At 71.3% G+C, this 23932-nt stretch carries 14 protein-coding genes and 1 riboswitch; of the genes, 4 read left to right on the plus strand and 10 right to left on the minus strand.

The annotated features are described in order from the left end of the window. Positions 1-5: 5 nt before the first annotated feature. On the plus strand, positions 6-2597 hold the full coding sequence (locus VAB18032_RS25995; protein WP_013735914.1) for a hypothetical protein: 2592 nt from the start codon (positions 6-8) through the stop codon (positions 2595-2597). Positions 2598-2673: 76 nt separating this feature from the next. On the opposite strand, the gene thiC is transcribed toward VAB18032_RS25995, so the two are convergent. From thiC to thiE, 7 genes are all read right to left on the minus strand, one after another. Then, entirely contained in the window at positions 2674-4266 is a 1593-nt protein-coding gene (thiC, locus tag VAB18032_RS26000; protein WP_013735915.1) for a phosphomethylpyrimidine synthase ThiC, read from the minus strand. A gap of 14 nt (positions 4267-4280) precedes the next feature. Next, positions 4281-5069 (minus strand): bifunctional hydroxymethylpyrimidine kinase/phosphomethylpyrimidine kinase, encoded by a 789-nt coding sequence (gene thiD / locus VAB18032_RS26005; protein WP_013735916.1) that lies wholly within the window; start codon positions 5067-5069, stop codon positions 4281-4283. Beyond that, positions 5066-5692: a thiamine phosphate synthase gene (locus VAB18032_RS26010; RefSeq protein WP_013735917.1), complete on the minus strand. Its 627-nt coding sequence runs from the start codon at positions 5690-5692 to the stop codon at positions 5066-5068. Before VAB18032_RS26010 ends, thiD begins: the two co-directional genes overlap by 4 nt. 74 nt (positions 5693-5766) lie before the next feature. Then, positions 5767-6546, minus strand: coding sequence for a thiazole synthase (locus VAB18032_RS26015; RefSeq protein ID WP_043721948.1), 780 nt, complete (start codon positions 6544-6546; stop codon positions 5767-5769). Between the two features lie 2 nt (positions 6547-6548). Then, the gene (gene thiS, locus VAB18032_RS26020; RefSeq protein WP_013735919.1) at positions 6549-6749 is read right to left on the minus strand and encodes a sulfur carrier protein ThiS; all 201 of its coding nucleotides are present in this window, start codon (positions 6747-6749) and stop codon (positions 6549-6551) included. Then, positions 6740-7888 carry a glycine oxidase ThiO gene (thiO, locus tag VAB18032_RS26025; RefSeq protein ID WP_050814656.1) on the minus strand — a complete coding sequence of 383 codons (1149 nt, stop codon included), beginning with the start codon at positions 7886-7888 and terminating at the stop codon, positions 6740-6742. Before thiO ends, thiS begins: the two co-directional genes overlap by 10 nt. Then, positions 7882-8508: a thiamine phosphate synthase gene (gene thiE, locus VAB18032_RS26030; protein ID WP_013735921.1), complete on the minus strand. Its 627-nt coding sequence runs from the start codon at positions 8506-8508 to the stop codon at positions 7882-7884. The genes thiO and thiE overlap by 7 nt, the downstream gene beginning before the upstream one ends. Then, positions 8503-8612, minus strand: a riboswitch (TPP riboswitch). Its footprint overlaps the gene before it by 6 nt. Before the next feature lie 330 nt (positions 8613-8942). Between thiE and VAB18032_RS26035 the strand changes: the two genes are divergently transcribed. The 3 genes from VAB18032_RS26035 to VAB18032_RS26045 all read left to right on the plus strand — a co-directional run bounded on the left by VAB18032_RS26035 (position 8943) and on the right by VAB18032_RS26045 (position 20359). Then, positions 8943-13622 carry a ThuA domain-containing protein gene (locus VAB18032_RS26035; RefSeq protein ID WP_013735922.1) on the plus strand — a complete coding sequence of 1560 codons (4680 nt, stop codon included), beginning with the start codon at positions 8943-8945 and terminating at the stop codon, positions 13620-13622. Positions 13623-13911: 289 nt separating this feature from the next. Further along, positions 13912-19752 (plus strand): ThuA domain-containing protein, encoded by a 5841-nt coding sequence (locus VAB18032_RS26040; RefSeq protein WP_013735923.1) that lies wholly within the window; start codon positions 13912-13914, stop codon positions 19750-19752. 61 nt (positions 19753-19813) lie between these two features. Beyond that, complete coding sequence (locus tag VAB18032_RS26045) at positions 19814-20359, plus strand: hypothetical protein (RefSeq protein ID WP_013735924.1); 546 nt, start codon at positions 19814-19816, stop codon at positions 20357-20359. 76 nt (positions 20360-20435) lie between these two features. On the opposite strand, the gene VAB18032_RS26050 is transcribed toward VAB18032_RS26045, so the two are convergent. The 3 genes from VAB18032_RS26050 to VAB18032_RS26060 form a co-directional block, all read right to left on the minus strand. After that, positions 20436-21389, minus strand: a complete 954-nt coding sequence (locus tag VAB18032_RS26050) for an aldo/keto reductase (RefSeq protein WP_013735925.1) — start codon at positions 21387-21389, stop codon at positions 20436-20438. Between the two features lie 77 nt (positions 21390-21466). Next, entirely contained in the window at positions 21467-23146 is a 1680-nt protein-coding gene (locus VAB18032_RS26055) for an ABC-F family ATP-binding cassette domain-containing protein (protein WP_013735926.1), read from the minus strand. Between the two features lie 56 nt (positions 23147-23202). Then, positions 23203-23808 (minus strand): class I SAM-dependent methyltransferase, encoded by a 606-nt coding sequence (locus VAB18032_RS26060; RefSeq protein ID WP_043725828.1) that lies wholly within the window; start codon positions 23806-23808, stop codon positions 23203-23205. Positions 23809-23932: the final 124 nt, after the last annotated feature.

The following is a 23932-nucleotide window of genomic DNA, read 5'->3' on the forward strand; positions in this document are numbered from 1 at the left end:
CGGACATGGCCAATCGGACCTTGAGCCGCCTACTGCTCACGGCGTTCGGCGTCAGCCTGCTGGCCGGGGCCGGTCAGCTTGGCCTCGCCTTCGGCTTCGGCATCGTCCGGCTCACCGGCGCCTTCAGCGGCGCCACCGTCAACCAGTGGCCGGCCCAGCTCGTCTGGGTCGGCTGGTTCGCGGCGAACGCCGCCGTGATCGGCGCCGTACTCACCGAGCGGACGGCCCGGCAGGACCGCCAGCTCACCGGCACCGGCCGGCAACTGGCGGTCGCCGGCAGCGCCGCGCTCGGTGCCACGGTCGTGGCACCGTTGTGCATGCAACCGGCCCGCAACGCGGAGCTCATCTCCGTCGATCCGGTCTGGGCCGTGGCCATCTGCGCCGTCCTCGGTGCGATCGTCGGTGCGGGTGCCGCGCTGGCCGTACTCGTCAGGCCACCGTTCGCCTGGAACATGGCTGCCGTCGCCGGGGCCGTGTGGCTGATTGCGCTGCTGTCGGTCGTACCGTCACTGGGTGCCAGCGGGCCGCTGACCCCGGTCCGCCTCGGTGTGCTGGAGCCGGTGTGGTTCTCCGCCGACACGGCGCAGCAGTTGGCCCTGCTTATCCTGCCGATGATGACCCTGCTGGCCGGCGTCGCCGGCGGGTGGGCGGCTCGGTGGCGCGGGCACCCGCCCCTGGTCAGCGGGCCGAGCGGGGTGGCCGGGCCGGTGCTGGTGGCCTTCGCCTACCTGGCCGCCGGGCCGGGCGACTCGGCCGACCGCTATCAACTCGCCCCGTACTACGGGGCCCTGATCGCGATCGCCGTCGGCGCGCTCGGCTCGACCGCTGCCGCCCTGCTGCCCTGGCCGCTCACCGGCCGCTCCCGTCCCGACACCCAGGCCATCGAGCCGACCGCGATTCTCCAGCCGCTACCCCCGACCCCGGCCCTGCCCACCTCACCGAGCCGTCCGACCGGGCAGCAACCGGCGGACCCGCCACCACACTGGCAGTGGCCGGACCAGCGGACGAGTTCCCTCCCCACGGCCGCCGGGGTGGCACCCACCCGCCCCGACACACCTTCGCTCAGCGCACCGGCCCCCGCCGGCCCCGCCGAGCACACCACCGTCGGCGCGGAGGACACCAGCTCAGCCGCGACCGAGAAGTCCGTCGACGCACCACCGGCAACGGTAGGTGTCGCGACCGGTGCCGGGCTCGACGCGCAGGAGTTGCCGGCAGCTGACGACCGACACCCCGCCCCAGCCACCGGCCGCACGCCGGCGGCGGAGGCACCCGCGCCAGCGGACGCCGCCACGACGACCGTCGAGCCCCTGCGGCCCGACGCCCCCGCGTCAGCGGAGACCCCTGCCACGCCGGATGACGCCGAGTTGGCGGTCGACCCGGCACCGGTGGGAGACGGCAGCGACATCCCCCGCGCCGGGCGGACCGCCAGGTCACCGCGGGCAGCAACCCGGCCTTCGACTCCGGGCCCAGCTTCGCCTTCAGACCCGACCTCGGGCCTGGCTCCGAATCCGGGCCAGGCTCCTGCCCCAGGCCAGGCTCCGGCCCCAGGTCAGGCTTCGCCTTCAGATCCGGCTTCAGATCCGGCTCCGACCTCGGGCCCGCTCGCGGACCCGGCACCGGCGGGCAAGACGCCCACGCCCCGGCGGACGCGCAAACCCCGGACCAGCACGACCGCTGCGGGCTCGGACCAACCGTCCGAGGACGGGCAAGCTCCCGCGCCGACCCTGCACCAGCCCGCCCACGTCGTTCCTGACGCCAACCTGGCCCCGCCCGCCGACACCGCCCCGCCCGCCGACACCCAGTCCGCCACCGCTGAGCCCGCTGTCGACACCCCGCCTGTCGCCACCCCGCCCGTCGCCGCCCTGCCCGTCGCCGATGCTCAGCCCGTCGCCCACACCACTGGCTCGCCCTGGCCGACCGGTGGCACCGGCGGGAGCGCCGCCACCGTGCGACCTGAGCCGACACCGCGCCCCCGGCACCGCCTGTCGTTGCCCGAGCTGAACCCGGCGGCGTCCTGGAACGCCTTCGCGCCGACCCGGCCGGCCGATCCGCAGCCGGGCGACGCGAAGACCGGTGCTGCCCAGGAGGGTCGCGCTGCCGGTGGTCCGGCCGCCGTCGAGCCGCCGACGCCGACCGGTCGCGGCGGAATCGACCCCGCGCCGCCCGCCGGGCCGGCAGCGGCACCCACCGGTCCGGCGGCGACCTCGCCCGCCGGGCTCGATCCCGCTTCGCCTGCGGGGCTCGACCCGGTGACCACCGCACGGGAGGTCTCGGCCGCCTTCGCCGCCGCGCCGAGTCTCTCCAGCGACCCGGCCGCCACCGCCCGCGACCTCTCCGCCGCCTTCACCAGGCCGCCCGCCGTCGCCCCGGAGGACGTCCAGCCGAGCGGCGAACGCGACAAGGGACTCCGCGGCCTGTTCCGGCGCGGCAAGCCCCGCCCGGACAACACCGAGGGCGGCGAGGAGCCGCTGCCGGCCCAGGACGAGGAGTACGTGGACTGGGTGACCGGGCTCGGTCGGCCGGTGGCCGACGACGAACCCGGCCCGAAGAAGTCCCGTCGCTCGCTGCGCTCGACCGGCCGGCACCACCGGGACTGACGGTGCCCTGTCGGCCGAGCGCGCGACAGGTCAGACCAGCGCAGGTCAGGCAAGCGCAGGTCGGGCCAGCGGGAGGTCAGGCCAGCGGCAGGTAGACCCGCCCGCCGGCGGCGAGGAACTCGTCGGACTTGTCCTTCATGCCCCGGGCGGCGTACTCCTTGAGATCCTGGGTGATCTTCATGGAGCAGAACTTCGGCCCGCACATCGAGCAGAAGTGGGCCGTCTTCGCCGGTTCGGCGGGCAGCGTCGCATCGTGGTACGACCGCGCGGTCTCCGGGTCCAGCGACAGGTTGAACTGGTCTTCCCAGCGGAACTCGAACCGCGCCTTGGACAGCGCGTCGTCCCAGGCCTGCGCGCCCGGGTGCCCCTTGGCCAGGTCCGCCGCGTGGGCCGCGATCTTGTACGCGATCACGCCCGCCTTCACGTCGTCGCGGTCCGGCAGTCCCAGGTGCTCCTTCGGGGTCACGTAGCAGAGCATCGCGGTGCCGAACATGCCGATCATCGCCGCGCCGATGGCCGAGGTGATGTGGTCGTACGCGGGCGCGATGTCGGTGGTCAGCGGGCCGAGCGTGTAGAAGGGCGCCTCGTGGCACCACTCCTGCTGCAGGTCCACGTTCTCCTTGATCTTGTGCATCGGCACGTGACCCGGACCCTCGATCATCACCTGCACGTCGTACTCCCAGGCGATCTTGGTCAGCTCGCCAAGCGTGCGCAGTTCGGCGAACTGCGCCTCGTCGTTGGCGTCCGCGATGGAACCGGGCCGCAGCCCGTCACCGAGGGAGAAGGTGACGTCGTAGCGGGCCAGGATCTCGCAGAGTTCCCGGAAGTGGGTGTAGAGGAAGTTCTCCTCGTGGTGCGCCAGGCACCAGGCCGCCATGATCGACCCGCCGCGCGAGACGATGCCGGTCACCCGGTTCACCGCCAGCGGCACGTACGGCAGCAGCACCCCGGCGTGCACGGTCATGTAGTCCACGCCCTGCTCGGCCTGCTCGATCACGGTGTCCCGGAACACCTCCCAGCTCAGCTTGACCGGGTCACCGCCGACCTTTTCCAGCGCCTGGTAGATAGGCACCGTGCCGATCGGCACCGGCGAGTTGCGCACGATCGCCTCGCGGGTCTCGTGGATGCGCTTGCCGGTGGACAGATCCATCACCGTGTCCGCGCCCCACCGCGTCGCCCAGGTCAGCTTCTCCACCTCCTCGGCCACCGACGAACTCACCGCCGAGGTACCGATGTTGGCGTTCACCTTGACCAGGAACGCCTTGCCGATGATGGCCGGCTCGCACTCCGGGTGGTTGACGTTGAGCGGCAGCACCGCCCGCCCGGCCGCGATCTCGTCCCGAACGAACTCCGGCGACATGCCCTCCCGGATCGCCACGAACTCCATCTCCGGCGTGACCACCCCGGCCCGGGCGTACGCGAGCTGGGTCGGCCGTTTCCCGTCCGCCCCGGCCAACGGTGTGCCCGGTCCGCGTACCGGGGCGACATCTCCCCGCTCGGCGATCCACGGCCCGCGCAGCGCGGGCAGCCCGACCTGCGGATCGGAGCCCGGACCGGAGGTGTCGTAGAGCCGCACCGGCGGGTTGTCCCCGGTCAGCCCCACCTCCGCGAACGGCACCCGGATCTCCGGCCGCGATCCCTCGACGTACACCTTGCGCCGTACCTGCATGACAACCTCCCTGCTCAGGCGGACCAGCCGAAGTGGTCCAACGGGCCGCGTCCCGCGCCCAACTCCCAGGCCCGTGCGCCGGTCAGCGCGCGGGTCACGTACTCCTTGGCGGTGGCGACCGCCACCGGCACCGAATCGCCCATCGCCAGCCGCACCGCGGTCGCCGCCGAGAACGAGCACCCGGTCCCGTGGCTGTGCCGCGTCGGCACCCGAGGGGCCCGCAGCACCGTCGTCCCGTCCGGCCCGTGCAGCACGTCCAGCGCCTCGCCGCCGGTGTCGACGTCACCGCCGGTCACGATCACCCACTCCGGCCCGCCGGACGCCAGGGCCCGGGCGGCCGTCGTCATCTCCGCCAGGTCGGTCACTGCAGCGCCGGTGAGCGCCGCGGCCTCCGCGCTGTTCGGGGTCGCCACCCGGGCGTACGGCAACAGCCGCTCCACCGCCGCCACCACGCCGAGCCGGTGCCCGCTGGTGGCCACCAGCACCGGATCGACGACGAGCTGCGGCAGTCGCCCGGCCGCCGCGGCGTCGGCGATCGCCCCCGCCACCGCCGGCGTGCCGAGCATCCCGGTCTTGACCGCCCGTACCGAGAAGTCGGACAGCACGCTGTCGAGCTGGTCGGTGACGGTCTGCGGGGGCAGCGGCAGGACGGCGTCCACGCCTCGGGTGTTCTGCGCGGTCACCGCGGTGATCACGCTGGTGCCGTAGGCGCCGAGCGCGGCGAAGACCTTCAGGTCGGCCTGGATGCCGGCGCCGCCGCCGGAGTCCGAGCCGGCCACGGTGAGCACGGTCGTCGGGGTCATCTGTCTTCCTCAACGGTTGCGGTTGGGGCTGCCTCGAAGGCGCTGGTCAGTTCGGCGGCGGTCTGCTGTGGATCGGGAGAACGCATGATCGCGCCGAGAACGGCGACACCGACAGCGCCCGCCTGCACGCAGGCGCGGACCTGGGCCGGGATTTCGATGCCGCCGAGGGCCAGTGCCGGTAACGGGCTCAGCCGGATCAGCCTGGCCAGTCCCACGGGTCGCAGGGGTGGGCCGTAGCCGGGCTTGGATCTGGTGGGGAAGACCGGGGAGAGCGTGACGTAGTCCTCCGTGGTCAGTCGGCTCAGTTCCCCCTCGTCGTGGCACGATCGGCCGACCAGGTCGGCCTCCGGCGGCGGGTACGGGTCGGCGGCCGACAGGTGGAGGGCCACCAGCGGCCGGCCCGCAGCCGGTACGGGGATGGCGAGCAGCGGGTCGGGACCAGCGACGATCAGGTTGCCGCCGGCTTCGGCCAGGATCGGCTGCAACTCGTCGGCGAGCGCCCGACGTTCCTCGCGCAGCAGGTCCTTCTCGCGCAGCACCACCCACCGCACTCCCCCGGCCACCGCCCCCGCCACCACGCCGACCAGATCGCCCCGCGCCGCCCGCCGATCGGTCAACAGCACGACCCCGCCGGGAATCCTGGTGCGCAACGGCCCCTGGAGGGGCACTTCCGTCCCAAGATCGACTGGTTGGGGGGTCATAGATCCGGGCGGCCTTCGTCGGGGGTGGAGGCGAGGGCGTGGAAACGGCGGGGGATGCGGCCGGCACCGGCGGCGAGACGACCGGCGGTGATCGCGTGGCGCATCGCGGTGGCCATCGCCACCGGATCGGCGGCCCGGGTCACCGCGCTGGCCAGCAGCACCGCGTCGCAGCCCAACTCCATGGCCAGCGCCGCGTCGGAGGCGGTACCGATCCCGGCGTCCAGGATCACCGGCACGTCGACGCTCTGCCGGATCAGCCGGATGTGGTGCGGGTTGGACACCCCCAGCCCCGACCCGATCGGCGAGCCGGCCGGCATCACCGCCGCGCAGCCGACGTCGGCGAGCCGGCGGGCCAGGATCGGATCATCCGAGGTGTACGGCAGCACGGTGAACCCGTCGGCGACGAGTTCCTCGGCGGCGCGCAGCAGTTCCACCCCGTCGGGCAGCAGCGTACGCTCGTCGCCGATCACCTCCAGCTTGACCCAGTCGGTGTCGAACGCGTCCCTCGCCAGGTGCGCCACCTTCACCGCTTCCCCGGCGGTGTAGCAGCCGGCCGTGTTCGGCAGCAGCCGTACCCCGCACCGGTCCAGCAGATCCAGCAGACCGCCCGAGCCGCCGGGGACGGTGTCCACCCGGCGCAGGGCGAGGGTGACCAGCTCGGTGCCGGAGGCCCGGATCGCCTGCTCCAGCACGTGCAGGTTCGCCGCCCCACCGGTACCGAGGATCAGCCGCGACCCGAACCGGGTGCCGCCGATCTCGAAGCCGTCGGAGTCCATGGTCATCCGCCCTGCGCGGCGCTGAGCACCTCGACCCGGTCGCCACCGCGCAGCGCCGTCGCCGGCCAGCCGGTACGCGGCACCACCTCACCGTTCACCGCCACCGCCACCCCGCGCTGCTGCGGGGTGACCTGCCGAACCAGGTCGGCGACCGTGGCACCGTCGGGCACGTCCCGCTCGACACCGTTCACCGTCAACTCCACAGGTCCTCCTCCTTGCTGTCCGGGTGGAACCGGTCGGCCCGAAACGGAGTGAGCAGCGGGTCGTCCGTCCCCTCTCCGGTGATCAGGCCGGTGATCAGATCCGCGGTGACCGGGGTGAGCACGATCCCGTGCCGGTGGTGGCCGGTGGCCGCCAGCACGTCCGGTCGGCCCGGGAGCGGCCCGAGGATCGGCGCGTTGTCCGGGGTGCCCGGACGCAGCCCGGCGATCGTTTCCACCAGGTCGTACTCGGCCAGCTCGGGCATCAGATCGACGGCGGCCCGCAGCAGCCGCAGCACCGCACCGGCGGAGACCGCCACGTCGGTGCGTTCCTCGACGGTGGCACCGACCACCACCTCGCCGCACTCGCGTGGCACCAGGTAGACGTGCTCGCCGTCGGCGTACCCCCGGATGACGTGCCGGAAGCCCGGCGGACCGCCGTCGGGGGTGCGTAGCCGCAGCACCTGGCCCTTCACCGGGCGGACCGGCAGCCCGGTGAGGGCGGCGGCGCCGCAGCCGGCGGCGACCACGGTCACCCCGCCCGACGGCTCGGACAGCTGCCTGACCGGTTCGGTGACCAGCACCGCGCCGGCCCGCGCGGCGGCGAGGCGCAGCGCCGGCACCAGGCGCCGCGGATCGACCTGGTGGTCGGTGGCGGCGAGCGCGCCGCCGCGGACCCGCGGCGCCAGCGCCGGTTCGCGCGCCCGCAGCTGGGAGGGGCGCAGCAAGCTCACCGGCAGGCCCAGCCCCTGCTGGTACGACCACAGTCGACGCGCCTCGGCCAGGTCGTCGGCGGTGAGCCCGACCATCAGGGTGCCCTCGGTCCGGTACCCGATGTCGACCCCGGTCGCCTCGGTCAGCTCGGCGGCGAAGCCCGGCCAGCGTCGGGCGGATTCGGTGAGCAGCCCGGTCAGCTCGTGTTCGCCGAAGTACGCCTCGGCCACCGGCGCCAGCATGCCCGCAGCAACGTGCGAGGCACCCGAGCCCGGCGCCGGATCGTGCACCACGACGCGCAGCCCGCGTGCCGCGCACCGCCACGCGATCGCCAACCCGATCGGCCCCGCCCCCACCACCGTCACCTGCGGTGCAAGGAAGGGCCCCTTGTTAACGCCTCCGGTAGAGGAAGGGCCCCTTGTTAACACGCCAGCGCGTCCACGAACTCGGCTGCGGCGTGGGCGGGGTCGGCGGCTCCGGAGAGCGCGCCGACCACCGCCACCCCGTACACGCCGGCGGACCGCAACACAGGCACGTCCTCCGCCGTCACTCCCCCGATGGCGATCACCGGCACGGTGACCGCCTCGACCACCGCCCGGACGCCCGCCACGCCGATCGCCGGCGGCAGGCCGTCCTTGGTGGTGGTGGCGTGGCAGGGGCCCACGCCCAGATAGCTTGCTCCGGCGGCGACCGCCTCGGCCGCCGACACCGGCTCGCGCGCGGTGGCGCCCAGCACCGCATCCGGGCCGAGCACCCGTCGGGCCGTCGCCACCGGCAGGTCGTCGGCACCGACGTGGCCGCCGGACGCGCCCGCCGCCAACGCCACATGCAACCGGTCGTTGACCAGGCAGGTGACCCCGTACGGGCGGCAGAGCACCAGCACCTGGCGGGTCAGCTCGTACGCCTCGCGGTCGGTGGTGGTGTCCTCGACCCGGACCTGGACGACCAGTTCGGTGTGGGCCACCGGCAGGGCGGCGGCGAGCACGGCGAGCGCATCCCGCCCGGGGCGGGTATCGGTGATCAGATGCAGTCGTCCGAGGGACGGCACGGCAACTCTCCTCCCTGCGCCGGCATTACCCGGATCAGGTTCGACGGTCGGGGGCTGGCAGCCCCCCTCTCAGCCCGGTACACCGGGCTCCCGTGGGTTCGTTGGGTGTCACCGTACGTTGTTTCGGCTGTGCCGCCAACCCCCGTGCTGCCACACGAGCCGGGCCGTGGGCAGCCGCGTCAATCCGACTCGCCGGGACGCGGTGACCGAAAAAGACCCCGATATGCAGCGACTCATGCCAATTCCCCAGGCCCTCGTTACCAATCTGTTACATCAATGAGTCTTGCCCGAAACCGATCGACGAACACAAATTGAATGATCGGCTCAGTTCCTCGGCAGCCAGACCCTCACCGTCAGGTACGAGCGCTCGGACCGAACCGGAGTAGTCACCGCCGCCCGCTCCGACCCGTCCCACACGGAAAGAGGAGACTTTCGTGCCCCGAACCCGCCGTCGACGAGCAACGCCCGGCCTGTTTACCGTCGCGCTACTCGCCCTCGTACTCGTGCTGGCCGGTGCGCCGGCTCCGGTCACCGGCCCCGCAGCCGCCCAGGCCGCGGGCCGTACCGCTGCCGCTGCCGCCGCTGACCCGTACTCCGTCCTGGTGTTCTCCAAGACCGCCGGGTTCCGCCACGACTCGATCCCGGCGGGCATCCGGGCGATCCAACAACTCGGTACCGCGAACAATTTCACAGTCGTCACCACAGAGGACGGCGGTGCCTTCACCGACACCAACCTGGCCCGGTTCAAGGCGGTCATCTGGTTGTCGACCACCGGCGACGTGCTCAACGCCAGCCAGCAGTCGGCCTTCGAGCGCTACATCCGCGCCGGTGGTGGATACGTCGGCGTGCACGCCGCCTCCGACACCGAGTACGACTGGGCCTGGTACGGCCAGCTGGTCGGCGCGTACTTCAACAGCCACCCGGCGAACCAGACCGCGACCGTGAAGGTCGAGGACTACGCGCACGAGTCGACCCGGCACCTGCCGGAGCGGTGGTCCCGGTACGACGAGTGGTACAACTTCCGCACCAACCCCCGCGCCCGTCAGGTGCAGGTGCTGGCCTCGCTCGACGAGCGCAGCTACAGCCCCGGTAGCGGGGCGATGGGGCACGACCACCCGATCGCCTGGTGCCAGGGCTACGACGGCGGCCGGTCCTGGTACACCGGCGGTGGGCACACCCAGGAGTCCTTCTCCGACGCGGCGTTCCTTCAGCACCTGCTCGGCGGCATTCAGACCGCGGCCGGGGTGGTGCACTCCGACTGCGGTGCGGGCCGGGCCGCCAGCTTCGAGAAGGTGACGCTGGACAGCAACACCAGCAACCCGATGGAGCTGGACATCGCGCCCGACGGGCGAGTCTTCTACATCGAGCGCGACGGCCGCGTGCAGATCATCAAGCCGGACACCGGCCAGACCGTCACCGCACTGCGGTTGAGCGTCTTCGCCGGCAACGAGGACGGCCTGCTCGGCATCCGACTCGACCCCAACTTCGCCAGCAACGGATGGGTCTGGCTCTACTACGCCCCGAGCGCGGGCGGCTCCCGCAACTACCTGTCCCGGTTCACCGTCACCGGTGACACGATCAGCGCGTCGAGCGAACGGGTCGTGCTGGAGGTGCCCACGCAGCGCAACACCTGCTGCCACATGGGCGGGACGATGACCTTCGACTCGGCCGGCAACCTCTACCTGGCCACCGGGGACAACACCAACCCCTTCGAGTCCAGTGGCTACAGCCCGTTGGACGAGCGTTCCGGGCGGGCGGACTACGACGCGCAGCGCACCGCCGGCAACACCAACGACCTGCGTGGCAAGGTGCTCCGGATCCGGCCGCAGGCCGACGGGACGTACACCATCCCGAGCGGGAACCTGTTCGCCCCGGGCACCGCCCGGACCCGTCCGGAGATCTACGCGATGGGCCTGCGCAACCCGTTCCGGATCGGCGTCGACCCGGTCACCAACGTGCTCTACGTCGCCGACTACGGCCCGGACGCCACCACCACCAACGCGAACCGGGGCCCGGAGGGCCTGGTCGAGTGGAACATCGTCGATCGGCCCGGCAACTTCGGCTGGCCGTACTGCCACGGCAACAACCAGGCGTACAACGACTACCAGTTCCCGTCCGGCCCGAGCGGGGCGAAGTTCAACTGCTCCGCGCCGGTGAACAACTCCCCCAACAACACCGGCCTGACCAACCTGCCGGCGGCCATCCCGGCCACTGTCGACTACGGCTACGGCGGCAACAGCCGCTTCCCGGAGATCGGCGGCGGCGGAGCGCCCATGGCCGGCCCCGTCTACCGGTTCGACCCGACCATCTCGTCCCGCCGCCAGTGGCCGGCGTACTTCGACGGCAAGTCGATCTTCGGCGAGTGGAACCAGTCGCGGATGTACACCATGCAGGTCAGCAAGGACGGCAAGACGCTTGTCGACATCAATCGGATCCTCGACCAGATGACCTTCGTCCGGCCGATGGACATGGAGTTCGGCCCCGACGGCGCGTTGTACCTGATCGAGTGGGGCAGCGGCTTCGGCGGCAACAACGACAACTCCGGGGTCTACCGGATCGACTACACCGCCGGTGCCCGCGCCCCGATCGCGGTCGCCTCGGCGAACCCGACCTCGGGGGCGCCCCCGCTGGCGGTGAGCTTCTCCAGTGCCGGTTCCCGTGACCCGGACGGCGGGGCACTGACCTACGCCTGGACGTTCGGTGACGGTGGCACCTCCACCCAGGCCAACCCGACCCACACGTACACCCGGTCCGGCAGTTACACCGCGCAGCTTCGGGTCACCAACCCGGCGGGGCGGACCGCGGTGGCGAACGTGCCGATCACCGTCGGCAACACGGCACCGACCGTCACCATCGAGTTCCCGCCGGACGGTGGTTTCTTCGCCTGGGGTGACCAGGTCGCCTACACCATCAGCGTCACCGACCCGGAGGACGGCACGATCGACTGCGCCGACGTCGAACTCCAGGTCCTGCTCGGTCACGACGAGCACGCCCACCCGCTGGAGCGGCACACCGGCTGCACCGGCACGGTGCAGACCCAGCTCGCCGACGGCCACGGCGCGGACGCCAACGTCTTCACCGTGCTGGAGGCGACCTACACCGACAAGGGCGGATCCGACGGGGCCGAGCCGCAGACCGGCCGGGCGCTGAAGATCCTCCAGCCCAAGCGCAAGGAGGCCGAGTACTTCTCGGCCACCGGCCGGGTGGCGGGTGCCACCGGCGGCGGCACCGCCGGGGTCGAGAAGGAGACCACCGGTGACACCGCCGGCGGCGGGCAGAACATCGGCTGGATCGAGGACGGCGACTGGTGGTCGGTCACCCCGGCCAGCCTGACCGGCGTCACGTCGATCCAGTTCCGGGTCGCCTCGGCCACCTCCGGCGGCCGGATCGAGGTACGCGCCGGCGCCGCGGACGGGCCACTGATCACCACCGCCACCGTGGCCGGCACCGGGGGGTGGCAGACGTACACCGACGTCACCGCGCAGATTCCCAACGGCGCTTCCTCGGAGGGCGGGCTGTACTTCGTCGCCCGGGACCCCAACCGTGGCACCGGAACCCTGTTCAACGTCAACTGGATGAACTTCGTCGGCCCCGGGGTGAGCGGCAACGCCCCACCGACGGTCACCGCCACGGGCACCCCGACCAGCGGGACCGCGCCACTGGCCGTGACCTTCACCGGTACGGCGACCGACCCGGACGGGGACACCCCGCTGACGTACGCCTGGGACTTCGGCAACGGTGCAACGGCGACCACGCTCAACGCCACCGCCACGTACACCACGCCGGGCAACTACATCGCCACCCTGACGGTCACCGACAGCCGGGGCGCGCGGGCGCAGGCCACGGTGCCGATCCGGGTCGACGGGACCGGGGGCAACGAGCCCTGCCAGGTGCAGCAGGGGCCACTACGGTCCGACGAGTTCACCGGCACCTCGCTGGATCGTCAGCGGTGGAGCGGTGTGGTGCGGGACAACCAGTCGCTCTCGGTCTCCGGGGGTGCGCTGCGCCTGCCCACCGCCGCAGGTGACCTGTACGGCACCCGCAACGACGCGACGAACCTGGTGCTCCAGCCCGCACCCAGTGGGGCCTGGCAGGCGACCACCCGGGTCACCGTCGCGGCCCGGGCCGACTACCAGCAGGCCGGCCTGATCCTCTACGGCAACGACGACAACTACGCCAAGCTGGACCTGGTCTACGGCGGCAACCGCAAGGTGGAGTTCATCCGGGAAACCTCCGGGACGCCGCGCAACGACAGCGCGGACGCCACCGCCGCTCCCACCGGTGACACCATCCAGCTGCGACTGACGAGCGACGGGACGAACCTGACCGCAGCCTACTCGACCGACGGGCAGACCTTCACTCCGGTCGGCCGGTCCGCTGCCCTGGCCGGGATCACCAACCCGCGGATCGGCCTGTTCGCCCTCAACGGCGGCACCACCGCGCCGGTGGTGAACGCGGAGTTCGACTGGTTCCGGATCACCCCGGAGGCCACCACCGGCACGAGCACCGCACCCTCGGACGAGTTCACCGGCAGCACCCTGGAGAAGTGCCGGTGGAACGCCATGGTGCGGGAGGACGCGACCCGGTACCGGGTCACCGACGGCGCGCTGCGCATCGACGTGCCGAACGGTGACATCTACGGCACCAGCAACACCGGTCCGACCAACTTCATCCTCCAGAACAGCCCGGCCGGGAACTGGACGATCCAGACCCGGGTCGACGGCAGCCTGTTCAACGAGCAGTACCAGCAGGCCGGTCTGCTGGTGTACGCCGACGACGACAACTACCTGAAGTTCGACTACGTCACGGACAACGCGGCAGGTCAGACGATTTCGCGGCGGATCGAGTTCCGCAGCGAGGTCGGCGGGGCGGTGCAGAGCACCCAACCGCAGGCGACCGGCCTGACGCAGGGGATCTGGCACCTGCGGCTGACCCGCAGCGGCAGCACCTACACCGCCGCGTACTCGGCGGACGGCACGAGTTGGACGACCCTGGGCTCGTTGACGAGCACTGCGGTCGGTACGACTCCGAAGGTGGGCCTGTTCACCCTCGGCGCCAACCAGACCGCCTCGAAGACGGCCGCGTTCGACTACTTCCGGCTCACGCCCGGGTAGCCGACGGCTGGGGGCCGGCCCGTACCTCCACCCGGAGGTACGGGCCGGCCGCTCTGTGTCGGAGATACGGCGTTTGAAGCGACCTGACCAGGAATGTCACGCGCAGTTACCGAAACGTTATCCATCGAAGTGTTGCCATAAACCGTTTCAGCGGGGCTAATTTGTTCAGCGAATCGACATAATGCTGGAACGGACACCACCGGCGAGGTGTCCGTTCCAGCTCCACCTGGGACGGTCTTCGGCGAACCGGCCCCCGCGACCCCGTCCAGCAAGGACAGAGGAGACCGGAGTGTCCCGACCACCCCGTGCCCGCGTACCCATCACCGCCACACTTCTCACCCTCGGCCTCGCCGCGACCGGCCTCGTCGGCGTTCCCGCCGCACAGGCAGCGCCGAGCACCAAGGCCGTCGCGCAGAGCACACCCGTCAACCAGGCCGCGCCCGCCGCGAACGCCGCAGCCGAGGACTTCTCGGTCCTGGTCTTCTCCAAGACCGCAGGCTTCCGGCACGACTCGATCCCGACCGGCATCGCCGCGATCCAGCAGCTCGGTGCCACCAACGGGTTCACCGTCGACACCACCGAGGACGGTGCCGCGTTCACCGATGAGAACCTGGCCCGCTACGAGGCGGTGATCTGGCTCTCCACCACCGGCGACGTGCTCAACGCCGAGCAGCAGGAGGCGTTCGAACGCTACATCCAGGCCGGCGGTGGCTACGCCGGCATCCACGCCGCCTCCGACACCGAGTACAACTGGCCCTGGTACGGCGAGCTGGTGGGCGCGTACTTCGCCAACCACCCGGCCAACCAGACGGCCACCGTCAAGGTGGAGGACCCGGCCCACGAGTCCACCGCCCACCTGCCGGAGCGCTGGTCCCGCTACGACGAGTGGTACAACTTCCGGACCAACCCGCGCGGCAAGGTGCACGTGCTGGCCACGCTCGACGAGCGCAGCTACTCCCCCGGCGCGGGCGCGATGGGTCACGACCACCCGATCGCCTGGTGCCGGGACTACGACGGCGGCCGGACCTGGTACACCGGCGGCGGCCACACCCGCGAGTCGTACGCCGAGCCGGAGTTCCTCCAGCATCTGCTCGGCGGCATCCGGACCGCGGCCGGGGTCAGCAACGCCGACTGCCGCGCCTCGCTGACGTCGAGCTTCGAGAAGGTCACGCTGGACAGCAACACCAGCAACCCGATGGAGCTGGACATCGCGCCCGACGGCCGGGTCTTCTACATCGAGCGTGACGGCCGGGTCCAGATCATCAAGCCGGACACCGGTAACACCGTCACCGCCATCGACCTCGACGTCTTCACCGGCAACGAGGACGGCCTGATCGGCATCCGGCTCGACCCGAACTTCGCCACCAACAACTGGGTGTATCTCTACTACGCCCCGAACGACGGGATCGCGCGCAACCTGCTGTCCCGGTTCACCGTCACCGGCGACTCGATCGACCCGGCCAGCGAGAAGCAGGTCCTGCGGGTCGACACGCAGCGCAACACCTGCTGCCACGCGGGCGGGACGATGGTCTTCGACTCGGACGGCAACCTCTACCTGGCCACCGGGGACAACACCAACCCGTTCTCGTCGGATGCGTACACCCCGATCGACGAGCGGCCCGGCCGCGCCGACTACGACGCGCAGCGCAGCTCCGGCAACACCAACGACCTGCGCGGCAAGGTGATCCGGATCCACCCGGAGGACGACGGGACGTACACCATCCCGGAGGGCAACCTCTTCCCGCCGGGCACCGAGAAGACCCGTCCCGAGATCTACGCGATGGGCTTCCGTAACCCGTTCCGGATCGGCATCGACCTCGCCACGAACGTGCTCTACGTGGCCGACTACGGGCCGGACGCCAACTCCGCCAACCCGAACCGGGGCCCGGAGGGTCTGGTCGAGTGGAACATCATCGACAAGCCGGGCAACTTCGGCTGGCCGTACTGCCACGGCGCGAACAAGGCGTACAACGACTACCAGTTCCCGTCCGGGCCGAGTGGTGCCAAGTTCGACTGCGCGAACCTGGTAAACGACTCGCCCAACAACACCGGCCTGACCAACCTGCCGCCGGCCGTCTCGGCCACCGTCGACTACGGCTACGCGCCCAACCCGCTGTTCCCCGAGATCGGTGGCGGCGGCGCGCCGATGGGCGGCCCGGTCTACCGGTACGACGCCGACCTGAACTCCGACCGCAAGTGGCCGGCGTACTTCGACGGCAAGGCCATGTTCGGTGAGTGGAACCAGTCGCGGATGTACACCATGCAGGTCACCGCGGACGGCAAGTCCCTGGTGGACATCAACCGCCTGCTGGACGGGATGAGCTTCATCCGTCCGATGGACTTCGAGTTCGGCCCCGACGGCGCGCTCTACATGATCGAGTGGGGCAGCGGCTTCGGCGGCAACAACGACAACTCCGGGGTCTACCGGATCGACTACATCGCCGGTGACCGGGCCCCGGTCGCGGTGGCCAACGCCGACCCGACCTCCGGGCCGGCTCCGCTGACCGTCACCTTCTCCAGCGCCGGCTCGCGTGACCCGGACGGTGGCGCGCTCACCTACGCCTGGACGTTCGGTGACGGCAACAGCTCCGACGAGGCCAACCCCACCCACACGTACGCCTCGGCGGGCAACTACAACGCCCAGCTCACCGTGACCAACCCCAAGGGGCGCACCGCGGTGGCGAACGTGCCGGTCACGGTCGGCAACACCGTACCGACGGTCACCATCGAGTTCCCGCCGGACGGCGGCTTCTTCGACTGGGGTGACCAGGTCAAGTACACCATCAAGGTGACCGACCCGGAGGACGGCGAGATCGACTGCGCCGACGTGGAACTTCAGGTCCTGCTCGGTCACGACGAGCACGCCCACCCGCTGGAGCAGCACACCGGCTGCGAGGGCGTGGTGCAGACCCAGCTCGCCGCCGGACACGGCGCCGAGGCGAACGTCTTCACCGTGCTGGAGGCGACCTACACCGACAAGGGTGGCGCCGGTGGGGCCAGCCCGCTGACCGGCCGGGCGCTGGAGATCCTCCAGCCCAAGCGCAAGCAGGCCGAGTACTACTCCAACACCGGCCGGCTGGCGGGTAGCACCGGCGGCGGCGACCCGGGGGTGGGCAAGGAGGCCACCGGGGACACCGCGGGCGGTGGTGACAACATCGGCTTCATCGAGGACGGCGACTGGTGGTCGGTCGAGCCGGCCAGCCTGACCGGCATCGAGTCGATCCGCTTCCGGGTGGCCTCGGCCACCACCGGCGGCCGGCTTGAGGTCCGCGCCGGTGCGGCCGACGGTCCGCTTGTCACCTCGGTCGTCGTACCGGGGACCGGGGACTGGCAGTCGTACACCGACGTCACGGCCGAGGTGCCCGCCGACGCCGACTCGAACGGCAAGCTGTTCTTCGTCGCCCGCGATCCGGCCGGCGGCTCGGCGAGCCTGTTCAACGTCAACTGGATCGACTTCCTCGGCAAGGGTGTCACCGACAACGCTCCGCCGGTCGTCACCGCCAACGCCACGCCGACCAGCGGCACCGCGCCGCTCACCGTCGCGTTCAGCGGTACGGCCACCGACCCTGAGGGCGACACCCCGCTGACGTACGAGTGGGACTTCGGTGACGGTGGTACGGCCGACACGCTCAACGCCGAGCACACCTACGCCGCGCCCGGCAACTTCACCGCCACCCTGACGGTGACCGACAGCCGGGGTGCCCGGTCGTACGCGACCGTGCCGGTCCGGATCGAATCGCCGAACACCTCCTGCCTCGGGGCGCGTTCGGACGACTTCACCGGCGACACGCTCAACCGCGACCGGTGGACCAGCGTGGTCCGGGAGAACCAGCTGCTGTCCGTCTCCGACGGCGCGCTGCGCCTGCCCACCGGGGTCGGTGACCTCTACGGCGACCGCAACGACGCCACGAACCTGGTGCTCCAGCCGGCACCGTCGGGTGCCTGGCAGGCGACCACGAAGGTCACTGTCCCGGTGACGGCGACCTACCAGCAGGCCGGTCTGATCGTCTACGGCGACGACGACAACTACGCCAAGGTCGACCTGCTCTACAACGGCAGCCGGCGGGTGGAGTTCCTCCGGGAGACTGCCGGCACGCCGCGCAACGACAGTGCCGACAACGTCGCCGCACCGGACGGTGACACCGTCTACCTGCGGATCAGCAGCGACGGCACCAACCTGACCGCGGAGATGTCGGCCGACGGGCAGACCTTCAGTCCGGTCGGGCGGTCCGCCGCGCTGGCCGGCATCGAGAACCCGCGGATCGGCCTGTTCGCCCTCAACGGTGGCACCGACGCCCCCGTCGTGGAGGCCGTGTTCGACTGGTTCCAGGTGACGCCGGACTCCCCGGCCGGGCCGGTCGACCCGTCCGACGAGTTCGACGGCATCTCGCTGGACAAGTGCCGGTGGAACGCGATCCTGCGGGAGGACCCGAGCGCCTACCGGGTCAGCGGCGGGAAGCTCTACGTCGACGTGCCCAACGGTGACATCTACGGCACCAACAACACCGATCCGACGAACTTCATCATGCAGAACGCCCCGACCGGCGACTGGACGATGGAGACCAGGATCGACGGCAGTCTGCTGGACGAGCAGTACCAGCAGGCGGGTCTGATCGTGTACGGCGACGACGACAACTACCTCAAGTTCGACTTCGTCGTGGACAACCAGGCCGGTCAGCCGGTGACGCGGCGGATCGAGTTCCGCAGCGAGATCGACGGGGTGATCCAGAACCCGCAGCCGGGTGCGGAGAACCTGACCTCGTCCGAGTGGTACCTGCGGGTGTCCCGCGCCGGTGACACCTTCACCGCGTCGTACTCGGCGGACGGCACCACCTGGACGGCGTTGACCGAACTGGTCAACGCGGCCGTGGGGGCGACCCCGAAGGTGGGTGTGTTCACCCTCAGCGGCAACCAGACCGCCTCGAAGGTGGCGTCGTTCGACTACTTCCGGTTCTCCGCGGATGAGGTGCCGAGCGACACCGTGGCTCCGGTGACCACCGCCGAGGTGTCCGGTACGCCGGTCGAGGGCTGGCACACCGGTCCGGTGACCGTCACGCTCTCCGCCACCGATTCCGAGGGCGGCAGCGGGGTGGCCCGCACCGAGTACCAGCTCGGCGAGGCCACCGAGTGGACCGCCTACACCGACCCGGTGCAGGTGACCGGGGACGGCGAGCACGAGCTGCGGTTCCGCTCCGTCGACGAGGCCGGCAACGTGGAGGAGACGAAGACGGTCACCGTCCGGATCGACACCACCGCGCCGGTCAGCACCGCGTCGTTCGCTCCGGCGAACGACGAGGGCTGGCACAACGGCACCATCCCGGTGGTGCTCACCTCGACCGACGCCGGTTCCGGGGTGCAGCTGCTGGAGTGGTCGCTCGACGGTGGCGCCTGGACGCCGTACACCGAGCCGGTGGAGATCAGCGGCGACGGCACCCACGAGCTGCTGTACCGGGCCACCGACAAGGTCGGCAACGCCGAGACGTTGAAGTCCGCGGTGGTACGCATCGACGGCACCAAGCCGACCCTGCTGGTCTCCGGCATCGCCGACGGCCAGCTCTACGGTGACAGCCAGGACGTACGCGTGTCCTGGCAGGCGGTCGACCCGACCTCCGGCATCGCCACCGTGGTCGGCACCCTCAACGGCCGGCCGTACGCCAGCGGCACGCTGCAGGCGATGTACGAGCTGCCGTTGGGTCTGCACGAGCTGACCGTGACCGCGACCGACAAGGCGGGTAACGCCACCACCGCGTCGGTCCGGTTCTTCGTCACCACCTCGTTCCGGGACATGCAGAACCTGCTGGACCGGTTCAAGGCGACCGGACGCCTGTCCAACAAGGCGTACGACCAGTTGTCGAAGCAGCTCGAGAAGGTCCGCAAGGAGGAGGCCAAGGGCAAGGACGACAAGGCCATCAAGGAGCTGATCAAGTTCCGTGACCTTGCCGCCGACGCCAAGCTGGTCGCCGAGGCGGAGATCCGGGAGGTGCTGATCCGGGACGCCGACGCGATGATCGTCCGGCTCGGCGGCACGGCCAGCACGGCGGGCGTCAAGGCCAACGACGGCAAGTCCGTCAAGGGCGCTGGACGCCTCGGTGGTGACCCCACCCGGCTCGCACCCGGCCGTCGCCTGTGATCGGTGGGCCCCGCCCGGCATCGTCCGGGCGGGGCCCCGCTCAACGTAGTGAGGAGGCACCGTGACCCGAATCCGGACGGTGGCCACCGCCATGATCGCCGCTCTGCTCCTGGCGGTCATCGCCGCGAACCCGGCGGCGGCGCACAACAACAAGCTCAAGCTGACGGTGGCCGGTGACGGTGCCGACGGGGTGACCATCCAGGCCACCTACGCCGACGGTCACTACCTGGACAAGGTGGTCCGGTTGGTGCTCACCGCCACCGGCTCGGAGGGCCGCACGGTCGGCCCGGTGCAGCTGGAACCGGCCGCCGAGGGACAGGGCTTCTACACCACCGGCCCGATCCTCTCCCCCGGCGAGTGGAAGGTGCGGGTGAAGCCGGCCGCGCCCTACTCCGGCACGACATCGGCGACGGTGCAGGCACGGGTGGCGCAGCCGCCGCCGGTGGTGCCCGTCTCCGAGAACCGGGACGCCGACCCGGCGCGGGCCGACCGGGTCGGCGACGGCGCGGCACCCGGCTGGTGGTGGGCGGTCGGGCTCGGTGTCGCCGCGCTCATCGTGGTGGCGTTGACCGCACCGCTGCTCGGACGGCGGCGCCGCCGACCGTAACCAGCGTCAACCCGAACGGCCCGGCACGCACCACGCGCGCCGGGCCGTTTCGCATCCCGGGTCGTTCCGCAGGCCGCTAACGGCGGTCGAGCACCTCGCGCAGCGCCTTGAGGTCGGCGTCGGTGGGCTGCCAGGACCCGGCCGCCGCGTTGGCGCGTACCTGCTCGGGCGTGGTCGCTCCGGCGATGACCGAGGCCACCGACGGTTGGGCGGCCAGCCCGCCGATGGCCACATGCAACATGGATACGCCGCGCTCGGCCGCATACGCCTCGATGGCCTCGATGGTGTCCCAGTCGGCGGCGGCGAGCCGCTGGGCGTACCGGCCGCCGCCAGCCAGCCGGCTACCGGCCGGCGGTGCCTCGCCCCGCTTGTACTTGCCGGTGAGCAGCCCGTTGGCCAGCGGGAAGAACGGCAGCATACCGAGCCCGAAGCGTTCGCAGGCGGGCAGCACCTCGATCTCGGCGTCCCGGTTGAGCAGGCTGTAGTTGTTCTGGGCGCTGATGAAGCGGGTCAGCCCGCGGGTCTTGGCCGTCCAGTCGGCGTCGGCGATCTGCCAGCCGGCGAAGTTGGAGTTGCCCAGGTAGCGCACCTTGCCGTCGCGGACCAGGTCGTCCAGGGCGGCGAGGGTCTCGTCGATCGGGGTGCCCGGGTCGGGCTCGTGGAACTGGTACAGGTCGATGTGGTCGGTGTCCAGTCGGCGCAACGACGCCTCCACCGCCCGCATCACGTACCGCCGTGAGCCGCGTACGCCGAAGTCCCGCCCGTTGGCACCACTCATCGACATGCCGAACTTGGACGCCAGCACCACGTCGTCGCGGCGGCCCTTGAGGGCGGCACCGAGTTGCGCCTCCGACGCGCCGTGCGGCTCGCCGTAGATGTCGGCGGTGTCGAAGAAGTTGATTCCGACGTCGAGAGCCGCGTCGACCACCGCACGGGTGCCGTCGAGGTCGAGTTTGCGGCCGAAGTTGTTGCAGCCGATCCCCACAGCGGACACCACGAGCCCGGAGTCGCCCAACCGGCGATAGGTCATCTCACTCACGAGATCACCATATGCCGCAGGCTCGGCGGCCGGGCGGCCTCACCGGACGGTGACCCGGGCGGCCACCGTCAACCGACGTCCCACACCGGTTCGTCGGTCTCGACCACCTCGCCGTCGCCCCGGAACAGCAGGAACCTGTCGAAGGTGCGGGTGAACCAGCGGTCGTGGGTCACCGCGAGCACCGTGCCGGCGAAGGCGGCCAGGCCGGCCTCCAGCGCCTCGGCGGAGGCCAGGTCGAGGTTGTCGGTGGGCTCGTCGAGCAGCAGCAGGGTCGCCCCGGACAGCTCCAGCAGCAGCACCAGGAAACGGGCCTGCTGCCCACCGGAGAGGGTGCCGAAGCGCTGGTCGCCCTGACCGGCGAGTTCATACCGGCTGAGCGCCGCCATCGCCGCGTGCCGGTCCATGCCGTCCCGGTGCTCGTCACCCCGCCAGAGGATCTCGACAAGGGTCTTCGCCATCAGCTCGGGTCGGTCGTGGGTCTGCGAGAAGTGCCCGGGACGGACCCGGGCGCCGAGCCGCGCGACACCGCCGTGCGCCACCGGTGCGAGCGCCGCCGCGCCGTCGACCGGCGGGTTGGCCGGATCGGGGTCCGTGCCGCCGCGTGCCAGCAGCCGCAGGAAGTGCGACTTGCCGGTGCCGTTGGCACCGAGCACCGCGACCCGGTCGCCGTACCAGACCTCCAGGTCGAACGGGTAGGTCAGGCCGTCGAGCTCCAACTGCTCGCAGACCAACGCGCGTTTGCCGGTCCGTCCGCCGGTGAGGCGCATCCGGATGTCCTGGTCCTTCGGCGGTACGGGCGGCGGCCCGGCCTCCTCGAACTTGCGCAACCGGGTCTGTGCGGCCTGGTAGCGCGAGGCCAACCCGTCGTTGTACGCGGCCTTCTGCTTGTACATCAGCATCAGCTCACGCAGCTTCTGGTGCTCCTCGTCCCAACGGCGGCGCTGCTCATCGAGGCGGGCGTGCCGGGCCACCCGAGCCTCGTGCCAGCTCGCGAAGCCACCCGGATGCACCCAGGCGCCGCCGCCCTCCACGGCGACCACCCGGTCGGCGGTGTGCGCCAGCAGCTCCCGGTCGTGCGAGACGTAGAGGACCGACTTGCCGGATTCGCGCAGCCGCGCCTCCAGCCACCGTTTGCCGGGCACGTCGAGGAAGTTGTCCGGCTCGTCGAGCAGCAGCACCTCGTCGGTGCCGCGCAGCAGCAACTCCAGCGCGAAGCGCTTCTGCTGACCGCCGGAGAGAGTACGCACGGGTCGCTGCCGGGCGGTGTCCCAGGGCAGGTCGAGCACGATGGTGGCGACAGTGTCGAAGAGGACCTCGGCGTCGTACCCGCCGGTCTCGCCCCAGGCGGCCAGCGCGTCCGCGTACGCCAGTTGGGCCTTGCCGGCGGCGCTGCTGTACTTGCCGCGCAGCTCGGCCGCGCGCATGGCCGCCTCGGTCTCGGCGAGTCGGCGACCGGCCTCGCGCAGCGGTGGCGGGGCGAGCGACAACGCCAGGTCGGCAAGCGTCGACTCGTCCCCGATCATGCCGATGAACTGGCGCATCACGCCCAGCCCACCGGTACGCGCGACGGTGCCGGTACGCACCGGCAGGTCACCGGCGACCATCCGCAGCAACGTCGTCTTGCCGGCGCCGTTCGGCCCGACCAGCGCCACCTTGGCACCCTCACCGACCCGGAACGACACGTCGGCGAAGAGTTCCCGCCCGTCCGGCAGGACGTATCCGACAGCTGCCACGTCCACGTATCCCACGCGGGCATCCTTCCGGAGCCCGGCGGAGGAGCCAACCGATTACCGGCGTCGGCGGCTCACCGCGTGACGCGAAGCACCCGGAAGCCCTTCTGGCTGGCGTGCCGCTGCACCTGCCAGCCCTGCTCGACCAGCCAGCGGTGCAGCGAGTCACCGCCGAGGTGGCGACCCACCACCAGCCAGGCCACCCCGTCCGGGGTCAACCGGGGCAGCCAGCGCAACAGCAGCGCGTGCAGCTCGTCCTTGCCCGGCCGGATGGGCGGGTTGGACCAGATCTGGGCGAAGGTCAGGTCGGCGGGCACGTCCTCGGGTGGGGCCACCCGCAGCCGGTCGGCGAGACCGAGGCGGTCGGCGTTGGCGGCGGTGAGTTCCCGGGCCCGCTCGTTGACGTCCACCGCCCACACCGTCGCCGTCGGCGCGACGGTCGCGAGCACACAGCTGATCGGACCGAAGCCGCAGCCGAGGTCGAGCAGGGCGCCCTCGGTCGTGGCCGGTGGCAGGTCGGCCTTGCGCAGCAGCACGGCGGTACCCGGATCGAGGCGGGTCGCCGAGAACACCCCGGACGCCGAGGCCAGGGTGAAGTCGCGGCCGGCGACGGCGAACTGCACCTCGCGCGGCTGGGCGGATGCGCTCGGTGCGGTGGTGAAGTAATGGTCCCCGGTCACGCCGGTCATTCTCGCACCGGCCTCGACCCGCCCGACGGGACGGAGTCCCCTGCCGGCGACACGACCCGCCGTTCGTTTTTCCTAGAAAAACCTACTAAAGGGATAAAAGTCCCTACTCTGGACG

It is taken from the genome of Micromonospora maris AB-18-032 (genome assembly GCF_000204155.1).
Classification (GTDB): Bacteria; Actinomycetota; Actinomycetes; order Mycobacteriales; family Micromonosporaceae; genus Micromonospora; species Micromonospora gifhornensis.

Bases quoted from the DNA above. Each gene is read 5' to 3' on its own strand.
- VAB18032_RS25995 (WP_013735914.1), top strand. From the start codon at position 6: ATGGCCAATCGGACCTTGAGCCGCCTACTGCTCACGGCGTTCGGCGTC.
- thiC (WP_013735915.1), bottom strand. From the start codon at position 4,266: ATGCAGGTACGGCGCAAGGTGTACGTCGAGGGATCGCGGCCGGAGATC.
- thiD (WP_013735916.1), bottom strand. From the start codon at position 5,069: ATGACCCCGACGACCGTGCTCACCGTGGCCGGCTCGGACTCCGGCGGC.
- VAB18032_RS26015 (WP_043721948.1), bottom strand. From the start codon at position 6,546: ATGGACTCCGACGGCTTCGAGATCGGCGGCACCCGGTTCGGGTCGCGG.
- VAB18032_RS26050 (WP_013735925.1), bottom strand. From the start codon at position 21,389: ATGACCTATCGCCGGTTGGGCGACTCCGGGCTCGTGGTGTCCGCTGTG.